This window comes from Acidobacteriota bacterium (assembly GCA_028874215.1).
Taxonomy (GTDB): domain Bacteria; phylum Acidobacteriota; class UBA6911; order RPQK01; family JAJDTT01; genus JAJDTT01.
In genome coordinates this window covers 109,487-126,093 of record JAPPLF010000080.1, presented here as the reverse complement: position 1 = coordinate 126,093, position 16,607 = coordinate 109,487, and the positions used below count along the sequence as shown (strand labels likewise).

The 16,607-nt window shown below is 61.4% G+C and carries 8 protein-coding genes; 5 read left to right on the top strand and 3 right to left on the bottom strand.

Translation table 11 applies throughout. The annotated features are described in order from the left end of the window. Positions 1-5: 5 nt before the first annotated feature. Positions 6-1,163 carry a tetratricopeptide repeat protein gene (locus OXT71_15980; protein MDE2927895.1) on the top strand — a complete coding sequence of 386 codons (1,158 nt, stop codon included), beginning with the start codon at positions 6-8 and terminating at the stop codon, positions 1,161-1,163. 70 nt (positions 1,164-1,233) lie between these two features. Here the strand turns inward: OXT71_15980 and OXT71_15975 are convergent, their stop codons facing one another. Then, positions 1,234-3,048: a CRTAC1 family protein gene (locus OXT71_15975; GenBank protein ID MDE2927894.1), complete on the bottom strand. Its 1,815-nt coding sequence runs from the start codon at positions 3,046-3,048 to the stop codon at positions 1,234-1,236. A 59-nt stretch (positions 3,049-3,107) separates the two neighbouring features. Beyond that, positions 3,108-5,138, bottom strand: a complete 2,031-nt coding sequence (locus OXT71_15970) for a tetratricopeptide repeat protein (protein ID MDE2927893.1) — start codon at positions 5,136-5,138, stop codon at positions 3,108-3,110. A gap of 306 nt (positions 5,139-5,444) precedes the next feature. On the opposite strand from OXT71_15970, the gene OXT71_15965 reads away from it, so the two are divergent. Next, positions 5,445-8,897, top strand: coding sequence for a TonB-dependent receptor (locus OXT71_15965; protein MDE2927892.1), 3,453 nt, complete (start codon positions 5,445-5,447; stop codon positions 8,895-8,897). Between the two features lie 26 nt (positions 8,898-8,923). Here the strand turns inward: OXT71_15965 and OXT71_15960 are convergent, their stop codons facing one another. Continuing rightward, the gene (locus OXT71_15960) at positions 8,924-10,948 is read right to left on the bottom strand and encodes a tetratricopeptide repeat protein (GenBank protein ID MDE2927891.1); all 2,025 of its coding nucleotides are present in this window, start codon (positions 10,946-10,948) and stop codon (positions 8,924-8,926) included. Positions 10,949-11,405: 457 nt separating this feature from the next. Between OXT71_15960 and OXT71_15955 the strand changes: the two genes are divergently transcribed. From OXT71_15955 to OXT71_15945, 3 genes are read left to right on the top strand one after another with little or no spacing between them, the layout of a single operon-like run. Further along, positions 11,406-13,043, top strand: coding sequence for a GWxTD domain-containing protein (locus OXT71_15955; GenBank protein MDE2927890.1), 1,638 nt, complete (start codon positions 11,406-11,408; stop codon positions 13,041-13,043). Positions 13,044-13,071: 28 nt separating this feature from the next. Then, a complete protein-coding gene (locus OXT71_15950) occupies positions 13,072-14,811 on the top strand; it encodes a CRTAC1 family protein (GenBank protein MDE2927889.1) in 1,740 nt (579 codons plus the stop codon). Beyond that, positions 14,804-16,567, top strand: a complete 1,764-nt coding sequence (locus tag OXT71_15945; protein ID MDE2927888.1) for a tetratricopeptide repeat protein — start codon at positions 14,804-14,806, stop codon at positions 16,565-16,567. Before OXT71_15950 ends, OXT71_15945 begins: the two co-directional genes overlap by 8 nt. Positions 16,568-16,607: the final 40 nt, after the last annotated feature.

Below are 16,607 nucleotides of genomic sequence, written 5' to 3'. Positions count from 1 at the left end.
GAGTTATGGCAATTCATAGTTTGTTGCTTCTGACATTGGCGGGGATGCAGGCGGCCGGAACACCCGTCCAACTGCCTCCAGCGGTTCAGGAACAGCTCCAGAATGCCGCTCGCGCCGAGCAGAACGGCGACTGGAGCGCAGCCGAACAGGCCTACCGGGCAGCGCTGGCGATCCAACCCGAGTTCGCGCCTCTCCATGCCAAGTTGGGGCTGATCCATCAGTTTCAGGGAAGATTCACGGAAGCGGTCGCCTCGATCGAGAAGGCGCTGAGACTCGAACCCAAGCTGCCCGACGCCCACTTCTTTCTGGGACTCGCCCACTACAGCCTGTATGACTATCAGAAGGCGATCGGGGCATTCCAACAGGCGATTTCCCAGAATCCCGAAAACATCAAGGCGCAGGTCTACCTGGGGGTCTCTTTCCTGGCTCTGCAACGGCTTGACGAGAGTATCGAGCACCTGGAGGAGGTCACCAAGAAACATCCCCAGGAGCTGGAGGCACTTCAGACTTTGGCCCAGGCTTACTTGAACCGGACCAGAAGCGCCTACGACAAGTTCCAGCAGGTCTTCTCGCGGATCGAGGAGATCGATCCGGAGTCCTTCCGCACCCACCAATTGCTGGCGGAGGCTTACGCCACCCAGGGGCGTCTGAACCAGGCCATCGAAGAATACGAGAAAGCCGTCGCCCTGAATCCCAACGCGCCCGGGGTCAACTTCGCGCTGGGTGATCTCTACTTCGGTTTGGGACAGTACGACAAGGCGGAGCCGGTGCTGGAAAAGGAGCTGAAGATCGATCCCCACCATCCCATCGTCAATCTGGAGCTGGGAATCATCAAGAACTACCGCCAGAAGTTCGACGAAGCGATCCAGCATCTGGAGGCGGTGACCCGCGTCGATAATCAGATTCCCGATGCTTACGTCGCCTTGTCCTCGGCCTACGTGGCCAAGGGACGGCTACAGGACGGCGTGGCGGCGTTGCAGAGAGCCATCGCCCTGGATCCGAACCAGCCCCAGCCCCACTATCAGTTGGCTCAGATCTACAAGACGCTGGGACGGACGGAAGAGGCTCGAAAAGAGCTGGAGCTGTTTCAGAGACTGGACACGCAGGAACGCGATAAGAAGCAGCGCGATGCCGGAAGCTTCCTGCAGGGAACGCCACAGTGAACCCGGTCGGACCGACGATCCGGTCGCGGCAGACGTTCCGAGAATCGGGCCGGTCCGCTTGAGCCAGTCTCTATCGACGCTCGGGCGGCACGGAGAACCGGGTCCCTGCGCCTTGCACCAACATTGAATACGTATTGATCGGCAGTTCTTTCCATTCTTCCGCCCGTCCGTCGGGCCAGTAGACGCGCACCGCCTCGACTCGATCCGCCCGGCCTAGCCCGACCAGCACCCTGGGGTCATTGGCGGAAGCGTAGCTCCCGTCCGAGCGGACCCGGCGCCACAGGGTTCGGCCCTCGGGGAGCAGGACCGCGACTCTCGCGCCCAACATGTCCCGGCCCTGCGGCTGGCCGGCAAGCCTCAGTCCTATCCAATGGTTGACGCTTCCGGATTGATTGGCCAGCAGCCGCGCCCGCCCGCTGTTGTTGAGGACCAGAACGTCCGTGTCTCCGTCGTTGTCCACATCCCCGAACGCCGCTCCGCGGCTCACTTCCGACAGCCCGAACACGGCCCCGGCAGTTCGGGTCACTTCCTGAAATCTTCCCTGCCCCAGATTCCTGAAGAGTTGATTGGTCTGATGCAAGGGGTAGGGGTCCTTGGCCCGCGCCAGCGCCTCGACATTCTTGACGTGTCCATTGACGGCCAGAAGGTCCAGCCGGCCATCATTGTCGTAGTCCAGGAACGCCGTTCCGAATCCGGTGAATGGAATGCTGGGAAGGGCCAGCCCGCTCGGGTAGGAGGCATCCTTGAACGACGCCTTCCCTTGGTTGACATAGAGGGTGTTCTTCTCGTTGAGCGACATGTGGGTCATGAAGAGATCTTCGTCTCCGTCACTGTCAAAGTCGCCGGCGTCAACACCCATGCTGGACTCGGAAAAACCCTCCCCGCTGACGGCGCATCCGTTCAGCAAAGCCTCGTTCCGGAAACTGCCGTCTTTTTGATTGATCCAGAGGTGATTGGGCCGCTTGTCATTGGCGACGTAGATGTCGATCCAGCCGTCGCCATTGAAGTCGGCCGTACTCACGCCCAAGGCGCCATTCGATTCCCGTGCAATTGTTGCCTTGTGGGAGGCATCTTCAAAGGTCCCATCCCCCCGGTTGCGGAACAGGCTCTCCGGCAACGGTTGGTATTGGCTGGGGTCGCAATACTCAAGTGCGCTGCCGCCGCCCGCGTCGGAGAAAGAAAAGCAGCGCTTGTGGTTCGAGAAGCTGAAGTCGACGTAGTTGCCCACGTAAAGGTCGAGCCAGCCATCCCGGTCGTAGTCCACGAACGCCGCGCTGACACTCCAGCGCGGGTCATTCGTGCCGGTTGCCGCGGTCACATCGGTAAAGGTCCCGTCCCCGTTGTTCCGAAACATCTGGTTGGGCCCGAAATTGGTCACGTACAGGTCGGTCCATCCGTCATTGTTGAAGTCTCCCGCCGCCACGCCCATCCCGTAGCCCGGGGACTGGATCCCGCTTTCCTCCGTCACGTCGGTGAAGTGCAATCGTCGTTCGCCGCTCCTGTTCTTCCGCAGGTCGTTTCGGAAGAGCCTGTCGATCAACGGTCCGGAACCGGGTGGAGGGAAGATGGCATCGGACAGCGTCTTTCCCGGTCCGAGCATGCGGCCCTGGACCAGGTAGAGGTCGAGGTCGCCGTCGTTGTCATAGTCGAACATGGCTCCGCCGGGGCCCATCATTTCGCACAGGTAGCGTTCTCCCGACATCCCGTTGAAGTGGACGAAATCGATCCCCGCTTCCCGCGTGGCATCCACAAATATTTCGGTGGCCGTCGAATCTCCTTCTTGCTGCCCCGGAGCGGCGGCCTGCTGAGGACTCCGGGCAAGACAGACGGATAGCAGGGCGTCGATGATCAGGATGACCCGGAAACCCCGTCGGAGAGCGCCCATGCTTTTCTCATCCCACTACGAACACATTCCGTAGTGGAGAACCGGATACCCGAACCCCCTCAATTGGGGGAAGTCAGCAGCAGTTCCTGTGCCAGCTTCAGGTTGCGCTCGGCATCCGCATAGCTGGGGTCGATCTGAAGGGCGCGCCGGTATTCGAACACGGCACGGCTGAAATCCCCGGTCGCGAGAAGCGCATTGCCAAGATTGTTGCGGGCCTCCGCAAAGTCCGAATCGATCCTCACCGCCCGCTCAAAGTGGAACAGCGCCTGGGCCAAATCCTCCTGCTGAGCGAAGGCGATGCCCAAGTTGTTGTGCGCCCTGGCAAACTCCGGCTCGATCCGGATGGCTCGCCGCAGGGAGGCGATGGCTTGGCCGGCGCGGCCCATGGCCAGCAGGGCTCCGCCCAGGTTGTAGTGGGCTTCGAGCAGGTCCGGCTTGATCTTGAGGGCTTGCCCGTAGTGGCCGATCGCCTCCTCGGTATGACCCTGCTGTGCCAGGGCGGTCGCCAGATTGCTGTGGGACTCCGCATAACCCGGACGGAGTTTCAGCGCTTGACGATAGTGGCCGATGGCCTCCTCAACCCTTCCCCGCGCCTGAAGCACCTGTCCCAGGTGGTCATGGGTCCGGGCATCCCCCGGCTTGATCTGCAAGGCGTGCCGGTAGCCCGCAATGAACCGGTCACGCTCCTTGACGCGGTAGTCGGTCTGCAGGGTCAGCAGGTCATTTCTGTTTTCCGCCGATACCTGGAGCCACAGGTCACCCATCTCATCGCTGGAATTGGGGCCGTAGACCACCCGCCGCGGCGGATTGTGGGGATTGCGTATGTTCTCCGCAGAGTTGTCGTAACTGTACTGCATGGTCAGACGGGTTCCCTGCGGCAGAGAAATCGGCTCACGGTAGACGTATTCGTCCTGCCAATTGAAGTCCCACTCCTTGATGTAGACGAGCCACCGCCTGCTGCCGTCGGGAAGCTGTGCAAAGGCCCGCATCCGTTTCCCCAGATAGTGGGCATGCGGGTAAACGCCCAGAAGCTCCACGGCCACCGGCAGGACATAACTGTCCTCGATCCAATACTCCTTCTCCCCCGGGGCAATGTCGATGGTCCGGGCCCCCAGCCCGATGATGAAGGAGGACTTGGCCGGTGCCTCGTCACTGAAATAGAGCCCCACGCTGGGCTGAATCGGTTCCGGTTTGCCGGAGGGCATCATGTGCAGTTCCATGACCAGGTCTGCCCCCTTCTTCAGCCGCCAGGTCCTCCCTCCGGCGCTCTCCGTCGGAATCTTGCCGGGCGTCCACCCCAGGAAGTTGCCGTCGGGGGCGCGAGCGAACTCGGTGGACCTCATGCCTTCGAAGCCGGGAACGGGATCCTCCGCGTCCAGGTTCCGGCAGCGCCGGGTCGTGTCGACCAGTCCCACCGCATGATGCACCACCTTGGAGTTGCCGGGGCGTATTTCCAAGGCACGGACGAAACGGCTTGACTTCAAGGGAACCGGTATCACGAACATCCGGAAGACGTCCGGACCATCAGCCGCCAAGGTATAGGGCCGAGGCATGGTGAGAACCAGGTCCGGCTCACCCAGATGCCAGCCGGACGGCCATTCCGGCACCTCCGGGGCATTTTCCGGATTTCCTTCGATCGCCCCCTCGGCCACCCACTGGGACAACATCCCGACCTGATCCGCATTCAGGCGGCGCTCGCCGATGAACTCGCCGTATCCCGGCTCGGGTTGCCAGGGCGGCATGTAACGGCTCTGCGTGACGGTGACGATCTGATTTCGCCGGCGGTTGACGTCATCGTAGCCGAGCAGGTTGAACGGACCCGATCCCCCGGGCCGGTGGCAGGGCGCGCAGTTCTCGAACACCAGGGGAGCGATGTCCCGGTGGAAGGTCAAGCTGCCGGCCAGCCGGGGCGCATAAGTTTTCAGCGAGTCTTCTACGCTTGACTCGGGAGGCGGCGGGGCTGTCTGAAGAGAGTCGGGTTGTGTGCACCCCATCCAGATCGAGCTGAACAACGCCCCCATCAAGAGCGGAAAGACCACGCCTGCCTTGAATCTCTCCCCGAGAGGCCGATCCGGCCCGTAAAGCTTCACCGCCTTACCCCCAGTCAGATTACAGAGACGCCTGATTCCCGATTCTACGTGATTGCGACCGCAGTCCGGCAGATTCTCACAAGGCCGTGGCATGGATGTTGTACAGCAGAATTGAGACCTTCCCGCCGATTAGCATCAACCGCTCATGTAGACGTCCAATAAGCCCATGTACCCGTCCAATAAGTTTGAGAAAGTGCGGCCACGATTTGTGCTTGACTTTTTTTGACGGAATCAGGTAGCGTCCGCTACATCTTGTGGAATCCACTTTCCACCTACTCCACTTCCGTCCCTAAGGAGGACGCGACAATGCAGTCTTATCTCTCTTCAGTCAGGATCATCCTACCGCTGATGCTTCTGCTGGTATCCCTCCCGGTATCGGCCCAGGACAACTTCGGCAGGATTGCCGGGGCCATCGCCGACGAGACGGGGGCGCGGATTCCGGGCGTCGACGTGACGGCCCGCGATGAAGCGACCGGGCTCGAGACTGCCACCATCAGCAGCGAAGCGGGAGACTACTCTTTTCCAGGCCTGCCCATCGGGTCCTATACGATCAGCGCGAGTCTCCCTGGATTCAAGACCATCGAACAAGTGGGCGTCCGCGTGGTTTCCGGCTTGGCCATAACGCTCGACATCACCATGCCCATTGGAGAAGTGGTCGACACCGTGACGGTGGAAAGTCAGGCCCTGGCCGTCGACAACCAATCCTCCAGCGCAGGCCTCACCCGGGTGGTCGAGGAGATCGAGGAACTCCCCATGGCGGTCAACCAGGGGGCCCGGCACAGTCTGTCCTTCACTCGGACGTTGCCCGGTTTCTCTTACGATCCCTATGGCAAGGAGACCGACACCACCGACCGGGGCTACATCCACGGGGTCGTGGGGGTCATGAGCACCAACATCGACGGGATCTACTCCAGTCCCGCCAACAACTTCGGCATGAGGGAGGATTCGGGGCTGATTCCCGAGGTCATCAGCGAGTTTCGAACGGTGGCCAACGTCAACGCCGAGCACGGCTGGAACATGGGCTCGAGCGTGGAAATGGTCATGAAATCGGGAACCAACGAGTTCCACGGCAGCCTTTTCGAGTACTTCCGGAATGACGTCCTGGACGCCCGCCAGTGGTTCGCGGCAGACGTCAACCCGCACCGGCAGAACGAGTTCGGAGCCGTCGTCGGCGGGAAGATCATCCAGGACAGGCACTTCTTTCTGGCCAGCTATACCGGATACCGCGAGCGGCGGACGGCCGGCGGCCAGACCTCGACCGTTCCCACGGCGTTGATGCGTGGTGGGGACTTCAGCGAGTTCCTGGGTGGTCAGATCGGGACCGATGTCCTGGGAAGACCCATCATGCAGGGCCAGATCTACGATCCGGCCACCACCCGGCCGGACGGACATGGAGGATTCATTCGCGATCCCTTCCCAGGCAACGTCATCCCCCGCGACCGGATCAGCTCCATTTCGGCCGCGTTTCAGGACGGCGTCCCCATGCCCAACCGGCCCGGAACGGTGAACAACCATGTCGGTCCGCTGGACAAGGGCGAGCAGGACATCGACAAGCTGACCTTGAAGACGGACCACAAATTTACCGACAACTACAAGTTCTCGTTCGGGATGGACTGGCACAGGAAGGACGTCGTCTGGCCCGGGAATGCCGGCTATGACCAGAAGATCAATACCACCCACTTGACGCTGGGCAAGCAGTTCCGCTACCGGTTCTCGAACTATTACACCGTGCGGCCCAACGTGCTCTTCAGTCTGCGCTTTGCCGGCCAGGGGGTCCCCCGGGAGATCGGCAAACCGGGGAACACCTACGGGCGGGATTCGGGACTCACCGGCTTGGTGACGCCCGATACTCCCTTCACCAACATCCAGGGCGCCTCCGGATTCGGATTCCTTTTCCTGAATCTCTTCATGCCCGAGTTCACGTACCCGGTTTATACCGATCTGACCTGGGTCAAAGGGAGCCACAACTACAAGTTCGGCATCCAGGGCAGATACGCCGCCGTGGGACGGAACGTCCAGATTTTCACCAACGGCAATTTCACCTTCAGCGACATCACGACGGGATTGGCCGGCGGCAATCAGATGGATGCGGGCGGCAACGTCTCCGCGTTCCCCGACATCGCGCTGACAGGCCGCGGCTGGGCCAGCTACCTGTTGGGAGAAGTGAACACCGCCTTCATGAGGCCGTCTGACAACAAGAGGGTCAACAATCGCGTCTATGCCATCTATTTGCAGGATACGTGGCGCGCCACCCGCCAACTGACCGTCAACTACGGGCTTCGATACAACTGGTGGACTCCCTTCGGCGAAACCTATCATCGTATGGGCTACTTCAGTCCCGACATTCCCAATGCCGGGGCGGACGGACGTCTGGGCGCCTTGACATTCAACGGCGAGGGACCGGGGCGAAACGGTCGAACCCGGGCCTACGATCGGGATTGGGGCGCCTGGTCGCCCCGTCTGGGTCTGGCCTATGCCTTGGATGACAGGACCGTGATTCGAGCTTACGCGGGAATCACCTACGCCAATCCGGGCGCCGAGCTGCAGGGCGGTGGGAATGTTGCGGCTCTGGGGTGGGCAGCCCAGCCCGAATACAGCTCGACCGATGGAGGGGTGACTCCGGCCTTCAACTGGAACGACGGGTTTCCGGCCGAAGGACTCCAGATCGTCGCCAGTCTTCCCAACCTCGACCCAACCCTGGCCAACGGGACGGCCGTGCACTGGATTCATCCTCAGGACAACAAGTGGACCACCAGCAACAACTTCGGTTTCGGGATTGAAAGGGAGGTCGGGTGGAATCTCCTGCTCAAGGGGGATTACGTCGGCAAGCTGGGCCGGCACTACCGGCTGAATTGGGAACGCAACGAGGTGCCTCCCGCGATCTTCAGGCTGGGACCGGTCATCGATCAGCCGTTGTCCTCCCCCGCAGGCATGGCGACCGGCGTCGGCGTGCCCTATGCGGGGTTCACCGGTAGTGTCCGGCAGGCTTCGCGTCCCTATCCCCAATACACGGGAGTCAACCTGAGAGGCGCCCACGGAGGGATTACCTCCTACCATGCCGCCAACATCAGCGCCCAGAAGCGTTTTGGCGGGGGCCTCAGTTTTCTGCTGGCGTATACCATTTCCAAGAACATCGCCACTGGCAGAGGTTATGGAGTATTCGGCGCTCCCGGTGTGTCGCATGAGGGATATGGAGGGGGCCGAGTCCGTTTCCTGACGCCTTATGATCGTCCCCAGAATTTGGCCCTGACCTGGACTTGGCAATTGCCCTTCGGCCGGGGGCAGAAATGGGGTGCCGACGCCTCCACCGTGCTCAACCACTTCATCGGGAGATGGCGGGTCATGGGGTGGCACAACTACATGTCGGGAGACCCCATCGACCTGGGGCGTGTCAATCGCACCGGAAGAGGCATCGGGGGCGGTGTCAGCCATGGAGCGTACGATCCCAACGGCTCGCAGAAAAACACCCTCAACGTGGACGCATTTGCGCCTGAGAACCGGGTGATCGGCTTTGCGGACACCCGACAGTTGCCGGATGTTCGCAAGTTCGGATACTCGACCGAGAACCTGTCGATCCTGAAAGACTTTCAGGTCACAGAGGGCGTGCGTCTGGAGTTTGGGACAGAAATTTTCAATGTCTTCAACCGGGCGCAGTTCTATAGCCCGAGCTTTTCCCTCGCGAACCCAAGCGCCTTCGCACGATATCGCAATACGGCTCTTGCCCGAATCATTCAGTTCCGGCTAAGGATCGCCTGGTAAAGGAGGGGGGACATTCCTGTTCCCCCCTATTTCCCCGGAAGCGGTGAAAAGACCGGGTCATCGTCCTTCCAGGGTTCCCGGCACGCCTGTCCCCGGCGATACCGTCCCAGGTTCTCCTGCAGCATTCGGGCGAGGTCCATTCGGCCACCGCGGCTGACGTCCTCGATCATGGCCTGCTGCATCTGGACCGCCCGCTGGAACTGCCCCGTCTCCGCGAAGGCCATCGCCAGCGTTTCCACGTGCTCGAAGGAGACTTCCTGCTGGGCTTGAAACACCTCCTGCAAGAGCTGAAGGGCCAGCGGTCCGTTGCGGACGCTGCTGTCGGGAGCCGCCGCCAGAAGCCGGGCCAGGGCGTGAGTGATGTCGATATCGCCGGGCAGCGTCCGGCGGCCTTCTTCCAACCGGGACCGGGCGGACTGGTAGTGGCCGAGCCGGATCAGCGCCATGGCCTGCATGTAGCGGGCGAAGGCGTGGCCGCCTTTCAATTCGACGACTCGCGCATAGTGCCCTTCCGCTTGAGCGTGTCTTCCGATCCCCATCAGCGCGTTGGCGGCATGCAGGTGAGCCTCCACAAAGTCCGGTTTGATCTCCAACGCCCGGGAATAATGCCGGATCGCCTCCTCCGGCTTGGCTTGTTGCATTAGGGCGTTGGCCAGATAAGCATGCGTTTCGGCGCTGGCAGGTTGCAGGTCCAGCGCCTGGCGATAATGCTTGATGGCCTCGTCGATCTTTCCCTGGGCGTACAGTGCCTGACCCAGTTGCAGATGGGCCTTGGCGTCCTGGGGCCTGGTGTCCAGGGTATGCCGGAAACCGGCAATGCCCAGATCGAGTTGTTTGCGCCGATAATCGGTCTGCAGCGTTGTCCGGTCGTTTTGGTCGCGGGTGAGCATCTGAATCCACACCTCGCCCATCTCGTCGAAGGAATTGGGGCCGTAGACCACTCGCCGGGGCGGATTGTGAGGATTGCGAACATTGTCGGCTGAATTGTCGTAGCTGTAGCGCATGGTCAGTTCGGTGCCGCGCGGGAGCGAGACGGGCTCAGAGTAGAGATAATCGTCCTGCCAGTTGAAGTCCCAATCCTTGATGTAGAGGAGCCAGCGCCGGCTCCCGTCGGGAAGGCGCGCGAAGACCTCCATCTGCTTGCCCAGGAAATGGGCGTGCGGATAGAGACTCGTCACCTGCACGTCCACCGGCAGCACATAGCTGTCTTCTACGCGGTGGTCCTTGCTGCCCGCCGGAATATCGATGGCGACGGACCCCAGAATCAGGATGAAGGGGGTCTTGGTGGGCGCCTCGTCGCTGAAATAAAGACCGACGCTGGGCTGAACCGGCTCCGGCCGGCCTGACGGTTGCATGTGCAGTTCCAGCACCAGGTCGGTCCCTTCCCGTAGACCCCAGGCCAAGCCCTGCGCGTACTCCATGGGGACCTTTCCAGGTGTCCAGACCAGGATATGGCCCCCGGGCGGACGAGCCGTCTGCGTGGACCTCATCCCATCGAATCCGGGTGTCCGGTCCTGCTGGTCGCGCTGCCGGGAGCGCGGCGTGGGATCGACCCCACCCACGATGTGATGCACGACCTTGGGATTTCCGGGCCTCAATTCCAACGCCCGGACGTAACGCATGGACTCCAGCGGAACCGGCAGCACGAAGGTGCGAAAGACGTCCTTCCCCGCCGCGCCGGCCTCGGCGGCCAGGGTGTATGGCCGGGGCATGGTCACTACCAAATCGGGCGGCCCCAGCAGCCATCCCGTCGGCCACTCCGGGATACTGGGCAGGTCGGCCGGATCCCCTTCTGCCGACCCTTGGGCCACCCACTCCTGAAACATCTCGATCTGCTCAACGCCGAGCCGGCGCTCGCCGATGAATTCTCCATAGCCGGGCTCGGGCTGCCAGGGAGGCATGAAACGGCTCTGCGTCACCGCGACCATCAACCGGGCCCGCGTTTTGACGTCGTCGTAGCTGAGCAGATCGAACGGACCCGCCCCGCCCGGACGATGACAAGGAGAACAGTTCCGGAAGACGATGGGCGCGATGTCCCGGGTGAAGGTCAAGCCAACGGGAGGCTCGGGCTCCCTGGTTTCCGCTGCTTCTTCAGAGCCTGAATCTGTCGCGGAAGGTGGCGGTTGCGGCGGTTCCGATTGCGTGCATCCGATCCAACTCGAGCCGAACAGGGTCCCCAAGATGATGGGAAAAGCAAAGGTTGCCTTGAATCTCCGCTGAAGGGGCCGACCCGATCTGTAAAGCTTCACCGGCTTGTCTCAAGCAGGCGGCAGAGATCGCCGAATCTGCGGCCTGTTTCAATCCAACTGACGATTGCCGCCACCGAACCCATCCTGCGGCCTGACCGTCAAACCGGTCAAGTCGGGACCAACCCTGCGGCTGTCCCTCTTCAGGTACCGGTCACCCACCGTGCGACGGCCCTGCAGATCGACGGCGCGCCGTCATTGAACCCCAATCGGATCTTGCCTAAACTAGTCGATAATCGGGCTCGACTCGATGAGGTTTCCAATGGAACAAAGGGCCAGAGCCGTGCGTCTTCTATTCCCTCCCCTATTGATGATTCTGTCGCTGGGGCCTTTCTTTCCCGCGATGGGGGCAAAGCAAAAGGTGGATCCCGACGTTCGCCGTGAGGAAAGTGAGGACTATTTCAAGAACTGGCTGGAACGGGATGCCATCTACATTATTACGGAAGAGGAGAAGTCGGTCTTTGCAAAGCTGACGACGGAGGACGAAAAGGAACGCTTCATCGAACAGTTCTGGCGACGGCGAGACCCCGATCCCCGGACGGCGCTCAACGAGTTCAAGGAAGAACACTATCGGCGCATCGCCTATGCCAATGAGCGATTCCACTCCGGCAAGGAGGGATGGCGCTCGGATCGGGGCCGTGTCTACATCATTCACGGGGAACCGGCTGAAATCGAGACCTACGCCGCAGGAAGCTTCTACGACCGCGAATTCGAACAGGGTGGCGGACAGACGACCGTCTATGCATTCGAACGGTGGCGCTATCGGCACCTGGAGGGCATCGGAGACGACATCGAGTTGGAATTCGTGGACAAGTCCTTCACCGGAGACTACCACCTGGCTCTCAATCCGGAAGAAAAGGACGCCCTACTGCACATGCCGGGGCAGGGCCTGACCTGGGCCGAGCAGGTCGGTCTTACCAGAAAAGAGGACCGCCCCTATTTTGCTCCGGGACGCCACAACCCCGCGTACAACACCGGCAGTTTCCGAAACAACCCCTTCTACCGCTACGAGATTTTCTCCCAGGTGCAGACCCCGAAAGAGATCAAGTACAACGATCTGAAGGAGTTGGTGAAGGTCAACATCGGCTATTCAAACCTCGCTTTCCAGGTTCGAAGGGACTACTTCAAACTCAACCGGGAGAAGCTTCTGGTTCCCGTCACCTTGCAGCTCCAGAACAAGGACATGACCTTCAAGCGAAAGGGAGACCTGCATACCGCTCGAATCGGCCTCTACGGCGCCGTGACCAGCTTGGACAATCAGTTGATCCAGGAATTCGACGATGAACTGGTGATCTCATACACGCCGGAGCAGTTTGAAAGGAGTTTGAGGGGCCGATCGATGTACCAGAAAGTCCTGATTCTGGACAACAAGACCCGATACAAGCTCGATCTGGTCGTGAAGGACGTCGAAAGCAGCAACATCGGCGCCGTCAAACAAGCCATCATTCCGCCGTCGGGATTGAAGGAAGGCGCGAAACTGAGCAACAGTTCGCTCGTTCTTTCCGACTTCATCCGCAAGCTGGACCAGGTCCCCGAAGACGACCAGATGTTCGTTTTGGGAGACGTCAAGGTACGGCCCAGCATGGACAAGAGCTTTTCCCCCAAGTCCCTGCTGGCGGTTTACCTGCATCTGTACAACTTCGGCCTGGATCAATCCTCCAACGCGCCCGAGTTGAAGGTGCGTTATCAGATCAGGCGCGGCGGCGACCTCATTCACGAAACCACCGACAACAACGGGGAGTCGGTTCAGTTTTTCTCGCCGGACAGACTGGTCCTGGTGAAGGGCTTTCACCTGGGGGGCCTGGAACCCGGAACCTACCGGGTGGAAGTCGAAGCTTGGGATCAGCTCAACGATGCCAGGACTCAGGTCGGAGACAGCTTCCGAGTCAAAGGTGGCTAGTCCTCATTCAAACCCACAACACAACCGGATGATCCTGCTAATCGGGGTCGCCACCTTGGGGTTCTTCACCTCGTGGACGCACCCGTCCAAGACGGGAGACACCGGCGCCGATTGGTTCGAGGACGTCGCCCCGGCAGCCGGAATCCACTTCCGCCACTTCAACGGAATGTCCGGGGAATACTATTTTTGCGAGATGATGGGTCCCGGAGGCGCCCTCTTGGACTTCGACAACGACGGCGACCTGGACGTCTACCTGGTTCAGGGACAGATGCTGGGCCCGGACAAGACCATCGACGACGCCCTCTTTCCGCCGCCGGAAGAGCCTCCGCTCCGTGACCGGCTCTTTCGAAACGACCTGACGTCGAACCCGGACGGGACGCCCAACCTGCGCTTTACCGACGTGACCGCCGAGAGCGGGATCGTCTCGCTGGGCTACGGAATGGGCGTGGCGGCGGGAGACATCGACAACGACGGCTGGGTCGATCTCTACGTCACCAACTTCGGCAGGAACCGGATGTACCGCAACAACGGCAACGGCACCTTCACCGAGGTCCCCGTGGGTGACGGCGCCGATACGGCGTGGAGCGTGAGCGCCTCCTTCCTGGACTACGACCGGGACGGTTGGCTGGACCTTTTCGTGGGCAACTACGTGGACTACCGGCTGTCCAATCCCAAGAAGTGCTACTCCAGTACCGGCGCCATCGACTACTGTGGACCCCGCAGCTACCCGGCCCAGTCCAACCGTTTCTATCGCAACCGGGGTGACGGGACATTCCAGGACGTGTCCTCCCGGACCGGCGTCGCCACCAGGCACGGCGGCGCGCTGGGGGTGGTGAGCGCCGACTTCAACGGAGATGGCTGGATCGATTTCTACGTCGCCAACGATCAACGTCCCAATCACCTGTGGATGAACCAGAAAAACGGAAGTTACCGGGAGGAAGCGCTGGTGGCCGGCTGCGCCCTGAACCGGGACGGGAAGACCGAGGCCAGCATGGGAGTCGACGCCGGAGACCTGGACAACGACGGCGACGAAGACCTCTTCATGACCCATCTGATCCGGGAAACCAATACGCTCTACCTCAACAATGGCCAGGGATGGTTCGAAGACCAGACCTTCGAGAGCGAATTGGGGGTCGCGAGCATGCCCTACACCGGTTTCGGGACCGCCTTCCTGGATTACGACAATGACGGTTGGCTGGACATTCTGGCCCTGCACGGGGAGGTGGCCACCATCGAGGCCCTGGAAAAACTGCGGGATCCCTATCCGTTGCATCAACCCAACCAGCTCTTCCGCAACCTGGGCGACGGAAGTTTCGAGGAGGTCACCCAACGAGGCGGAGCCGTTTTCCAGCTCTCCGAGGTGAGCCGCGGCGGCGCCTTTGGGGATGTCGACAACGATGGAGACGTGGACGTGCTGATCGTCAACAACAACGGTCCGGCACGCCTGCTCATCAACAACGTGGGGACTCGCCGTCACTGGTTGGGATTGCGGCTGCTGGGCAAAGACCCCCCGCGGGACATGTTGGGAGCGCGGGTGGAAGTCGTCTTCCCTGATGGTCTCACGCTGCTACGGCGTGTCAGGACCGACGGCAGCTACGGTTCCGCCAACGATCCCCGGGTGCTGGTGGGGCTGGGGAACCGGAACCGAGTCGCCGCCGTCCGTGTGACCTGGCCCGGCGGCGGTGTCGAGGAGTGGAGGGATCTTCCCATTGGCCGCTACTCCACACTACTGGCAGGAAGTGGCCGGACAGTCAGCGGGAATGAGTGATTCGACGAAGCTCCGCAACCGGTTTCGTGCCGGCGCCCTGTTGCTCTTGGGGCTCGGCGTCCTGCCCTTCGCGGCCGCGGGAGAATCCGCGCCGGTCTCCCCATCGAATGATTCGATTCAGCCCATATCCCACCCGGACTTGAGCCGCCTGGAGCCTGCCGCCCGGAAGCGAATCAGGGACACGCGGGCAGGGCTGGAGTCGATGGCGAAAGCGGGAAAGGCCAGCTCCGAGGAACTCTCCCAAGCCTACGGCGAGATGGGCAAGCTCTACCACGTCCAGGATTTCCTGGGCGCGGCCGAGGCCAGCTATCTCAATGCGGAGTCACTGGAGCCGACAGACTTTCGCTGGCCTTACTACCTGGGTCACATCTTTCGGAACAAGGGTGATCTCGAGCAGTCCATCGCCGCTTACCAGCGGGCCATGGAGCATCAACCCGAGAACGTCCCGGCCATATTGGGCGCCGCCGAAGGTTATCTCAGCCTCAACCGCTACGAACGGGCGCAACCGTTGTTCGAGCGGGCGCTGGCACTGGACGAAGACTGTGCTCCCGCCCTGGTGGGGATGGGAAAGATCGCGTCCTCAAGACGGAACACCAAGGAAGCCATCCGCAACTTCGAGGCCGCCCTGGCGTTGCAACCGGAAGCCAACAGCATCCACTACCTGTTGGCCATGAGTTACCGAAGGCAAGGAGACCTGGACCAGGCCCAGGCCCATTTCCAGCAGGTCGCCATGCTGGAGAGGCTCCGGCGCGGCCATGCCACCGCCGGTTATCCGGATCCCCTGATGGAAGCCCTGGACGATCTGACCACAGGTTGGCGCCATCATTGGGTCCGTGGAATGCGGGCGTTCGGAAAAGGGCGTTTTGCGGAGGCCGTCAAGGAATACCGCACCTCGGTGGCTCTGGATCCCAAGAACCCGGTTCCGCTCACCGATCTGGGTTCGGCGTTAGCCCGAATGGGGGACCTCCAAGGGGCGGCGCGGGAATACGCTCAGGCGCTGCGGGTCTCGCCCGGAAATCCCATGCTCCATTACTACCTGGGAACCACGTTGATGGGGTTGCAGTCCGAAGAGGAAGCGGCCCGGCACTATCAGCGAGCCATTGAGGCGAACCCGGGGTTCATGGAGGCGCACTTTCAGTTGGCCAATCTGCTGATGCGCCTCCGGCGTTTCGATCAGGCCATCCCCCACTACGCGGCCGTCGCCGAACTCGATTCCGGTTTCGCCAGCCGGTCCCCGGCCGATAGCGCTGGAGGCGGACAGATCCGGCAAATGAGCATCCTGGCACATTTCATGCGGGCCATGGCCCTGGTCCAATTGGGCCGGCATGAGCAGGCGTTAGAGGTATTGGAGCAAGGACTGCAGGCTTTTCCAGGCCACGCCGACATGACGCACGCCGTGGCCCGGCTGCTCGCCGCTTCTCCCGACCCAAAGATCCGAAATGGAATGAGAGCGTTGCAGATTCTCAAAGGCCTGTTCGAGGGCCAGGGCGAGCTTGAACTGGAATACGTCGAAACTCTGGCAATGGCCTTCGCCGCAACGGGGCAGTTTGAACGGGCAGCCGAGATGCAACGGGCCATGATTTCCGATCTACAGCGGAACCAGCGCTTCGATCTGGCGCGGCTCCTGAACGAAAACCTCGCGCTTTACCAAAGCCGACAACCCTGCCGGCGCCCTTGGCGCGAGGACGATCCCATCTTTTCGCCGGTGGCCTCGGCTATGGATCTCCCGGGCCCGTCCACCGGTTCGCCGCCATAGACCGCGATTTTCTTGATCGCACCCACCTCAACTTTACCCT

Excerpts from the sequence above, each read along its gene's own strand:
- OXT71_15980 (MDE2927895.1), top strand. The coding sequence starts at position 6 with ATGGCAATTCATAGTTTGTTGCTTCTGACATTGGCGGGGATGCAGGCG.
- OXT71_15975 (MDE2927894.1), bottom strand. The coding sequence starts at position 3,048 with ATGGGCGCTCTCCGACGGGGTTTCCGGGTCATCCTGATCATCGACGCC.
- OXT71_15965 (MDE2927892.1), top strand. The coding sequence starts at position 5,445 with ATGCAGTCTTATCTCTCTTCAGTCAGGATCATCCTACCGCTGATGCTT.
- OXT71_15955 (MDE2927890.1), top strand. The coding sequence starts at position 11,406 with ATGGAACAAAGGGCCAGAGCCGTGCGTCTTCTATTCCCTCCCCTATTG.
- OXT71_15950 (MDE2927889.1), top strand. The coding sequence starts at position 13,072 with ATGATCCTGCTAATCGGGGTCGCCACCTTGGGGTTCTTCACCTCGTGG.
- OXT71_15945 (MDE2927888.1), top strand. The coding sequence starts at position 14,804 with ATGAGTGATTCGACGAAGCTCCGCAACCGGTTTCGTGCCGGCGCCCTG.